Source organism: Kitasatospora sp. NPDC036755 (assembly GCF_040636595.1).
GTDB lineage: Bacteria > Actinomycetota > Actinomycetes > Streptomycetales > Streptomycetaceae > Kitasatospora.
Genome location: NZ_JBEZUT010000592.1, coordinates 1 through 2,726, shown reverse-complemented (window position 1 = coordinate 2,726; position 2,726 = coordinate 1). Strand labels below are relative to the sequence as shown.

The following is a 2,726-nucleotide window of genomic DNA, read 5'->3' as shown; positions in this document are numbered from 1 at the left end:
GACGGCCCCCGGCCCGAACCGGGCGGTCAGCGGGCCGGCCAGCCGGCCGGCGAGCAGCAGGACGGCCGCGTACGGCAGGAACGCGGCGGAGGTGGCCGCGGCGCTCCAGCCGCGCAGCTGCTGGAGGTAGAGCGAGAGCAGGACGAAGGTGAGGGCGGTCCCGGCGGCGGTGGCCATGACGGCGGTGAGCGCGGTGGCGCGGTGGCGGTCGGCGAGGAAGCCGGGCGGCAGCAGCGGGTCGGCGGTGCGGCGTTCGGCGGCGGCGAAGGCGAGCAGCAGCGCGAGTCCGGCGGCCAGCGGGCCGTACGTCCGGGGGCTGTGCCAGCCGTGCTCGGTGGACGCCACCAGGGAGTAACTCGCCGCGCAGACACCGGCGGTGGCGAGGGCGGCGCCGCGCAGGTCCAGCGCCGGGCGGGTGCCGGCGGGGGTGGCGGAGGGCAGGGCGGCGGAGCGGGCGAGGCCGGCCAGGGCGACCAGCACGGGCACCGCGAACAGCCAGCGCCAGGAGACCGCGGCGGCGACCGCCCCCGAGACCACGCTGCCGACGGTGGCGCCGAGCACCGACAGGCCGCCCCAGGTGGCCATCGCCCGCCGGTAGGCAGCCGGTTCGGGGTGCAGCACCCGTACCACCGCGACCGCCGCCGGGGCGGTGAGGGCGGCTCCCGCGCCCTGCGCGAAGCGGCTCGCCAGCAGGACGGGGTAGCCGGGCGCGAGGGCGCAGGCGATCGAGGCGGTGGCGAGCAGCACCAGGCCGACGCGGAGCACCGGGCGCCCGCCGTGGCGGTCCGTCAGTCTGCCGCCGAGCAGCAGCAGGGAGCTGAAGGAGAGCCCGTAGGCGGCGCTGAGCAGCAGCACCCCGGACGGGCCGAGCGCGAACTCCCGTGCCACCAGCGGCAGCGGGACGGTCAGGATCATGATCGTGAAGATCAGCACCGCCTGGACGAGGCCGAGCAGCGCGAAGTCGTACCGGCCGGTAGTGTCGCCGGTCATGCAAAACCCTCCCCCTATAAAGACCGTTCGGTCCAGAATGAGCCCAACAGGAGACACCGGTCCGAGCGGACCGGACGTCAGTCCAGCAGTGCCAGCGCCTGCTCGGCGGCGGCCCGCGCGCGGACCCCGCCGTCGGCGGTCTTGCCGACCACCCGGATGCCCTGGAGCAGCACCACCAGCATCCGGGCGAGCGCCCGCGGCTCCCGGCCGGCGGGCAGTTCGCCCTGGGCGGCGGCCCGCGCCAGGGCGGCGGTGAGCAGCGTCTCCAGGCGGTCGAGGCTCGCCTCGACCCGGCGGGACGCGTCCGGGTCGTGCGGGGCCAGCTCCACCGCCGTGTTGGTGACGAAGCAACCGCGCCGCCGCTCCTCCTCCCCCGTCACGGCGTATCCGCGGACCAGCTCCCGGACCATCGGCAGCGCCGGGCCCGGCCGGGACAGTTCGAGCAGCCGCGCCGAGTCGCTCTGCTCGCAGTAGCGCTCCAGCGCCCGCAGGTAGAGCTCGCGCTTGCTGCCGAAGGTCGCGTAGAGGCTGGCCCGGCCGATGCCCAGCCCATCGACCAGGTCGGCCATCGAGGTGGCCTCGAAGCCACGCTGCCAGAACAGCTCCAGGGCCGCCTGCAGCGCCGCGTCCGGGTCGAATTCCTTCGTTCGCGCCATGGTCGGAACGTTAGCCCTTTCTGGATCGACCGGTCAAGAAAGGGAAACTATTGGTCCAGACCTGATCTCTGACGGAGCATTGCCAATTGGACTAGACCACAGCTACCCTACCGCTTCCATCCACCTCCTTCCCCCACAGGAGGAGTTCCGCATGCCCGCACACCGACCCACCCACCCCCGGCAGACGGCGGACGCCGTCAGACCGCTCGTGCTGACGGCGTTCCGGATCGTCGTCGGCCTGCTCTTCGCCTGCCACGGCGCCGCCTCCGTCTTCGGACTGTTCGGCGGCGCCAAGGGCGGGGGCTCCCTCCCGCTCGGCCAGTGGCCCGGCTGGTGGGCCGCCCTAATCCAGCTGGTCGGCGGCGTCCTGGTGCTGCTCGGCGCCGGCACCAGGACGGCCGCCCTGCTCTGCTCCGGCTCGATGGCCTACGCCTACTTCACCGTCCACCAGGAGCGCGCGCTACTGCCGCTGCAGAACGGGGGCGAGGCCTCGGTGATGTTCTGCTGGTCCTTCCTGACCATCGCGGTGCTCGGCTCCGGCCCGTACGCGGTGGACCGCCTGCTCACCCGCCGGCCCCCGGCCGAGCCGGCCCCACCGGCGGTCCGGCCGACCTCGGCGGTCTGACCGGCGCCGGCGGTCCGCCGGGCCACGTCGGCCCGCCGGACCGCCGCACGTCGTCAGCTGTCCGCGGCCAGGTGGCGCTCGACCGAGGCGACCTTGGCGGTGAGGCCGTCGGTGACCCCGGCCCGGTCGTCGATCTTGATGACCGTGCTCACCCGGTTGCTGTGCGCCTTCACCGCCTCGATCGCCTCCCTGATCACCGGCATCACCTCGTCCCACTCCCCCTCGACGCTGGTGAACATCGCGTCCGTGCGGTTCGGCAGGCCACTGCGCCGGACCACCCGGACGGCGGCGGCCACCGCCTCCCCCACGTCCTCGCCGATCCCCAGCGGGGTCACCGAAAAGGCTGCGATCACGGCTCTGCGCTCCTCGTACGTCGACGGCACTGGTCGCCGGTCCGGGGGGGGCCCGCCCGGGCGCCCCCCCCCCGCCCGGGTTCCTACTTGCGGCGCAGGCGC

General features: G+C 74.6%; 4 protein-coding genes. 1 reads left to right on the top strand and 3 read right to left on the bottom strand.

The annotated features are described in order from the left end of the window. Both AB0E96_RS40300 and AB0E96_RS40295 read right to left on the bottom strand, forming a co-directional pair. On the bottom strand, positions 1-990 hold a 990-nt coding region (locus AB0E96_RS40300), incomplete at its 3' end, for an MFS transporter (RefSeq protein ID WP_359831708.1). 77 nt (positions 991-1,067) lie between these two features. After that, positions 1,068-1,646: a helix-turn-helix domain-containing protein gene (locus AB0E96_RS40295; RefSeq protein ID WP_359831706.1), complete on the bottom strand. Its 579-nt coding sequence runs from the start codon at positions 1,644-1,646 to the stop codon at positions 1,068-1,070. Positions 1,647-1,797: 151 nt separating this feature from the next. Here AB0E96_RS40295 and AB0E96_RS40290 point away from each other — a divergent pair, with 151 nt between their 5' ends. Continuing rightward, positions 1,798-2,271, top strand: a complete 474-nt coding sequence (locus AB0E96_RS40290; RefSeq protein WP_359831704.1) for a DoxX family protein — start codon at positions 1,798-1,800, stop codon at positions 2,269-2,271. A gap of 53 nt (positions 2,272-2,324) precedes the next feature. Here AB0E96_RS40290 and AB0E96_RS40285 read toward each other — a convergent pair whose 3' ends face one another. Next, complete coding sequence (locus AB0E96_RS40285) at positions 2,325-2,624, bottom strand: MTH1187 family thiamine-binding protein (RefSeq protein ID WP_359831703.1); 300 nt, start codon at positions 2,622-2,624, stop codon at positions 2,325-2,327. Positions 2,625-2,726 lie beyond the last annotated feature (102 nt).

Excerpts from the sequence above, each read along its gene's own strand:
- AB0E96_RS40290 (WP_359831704.1), top strand. The coding sequence starts at position 1,798 with ATGCCCGCACACCGACCCACCCACCCCCGGCAGACGGCGGACGCCGTC.
- AB0E96_RS40295 (WP_359831706.1), bottom strand. The coding sequence starts at position 1,646 with ATGGCGCGAACGAAGGAATTCGACCCGGACGCGGCGCTGCAGGCGGCC.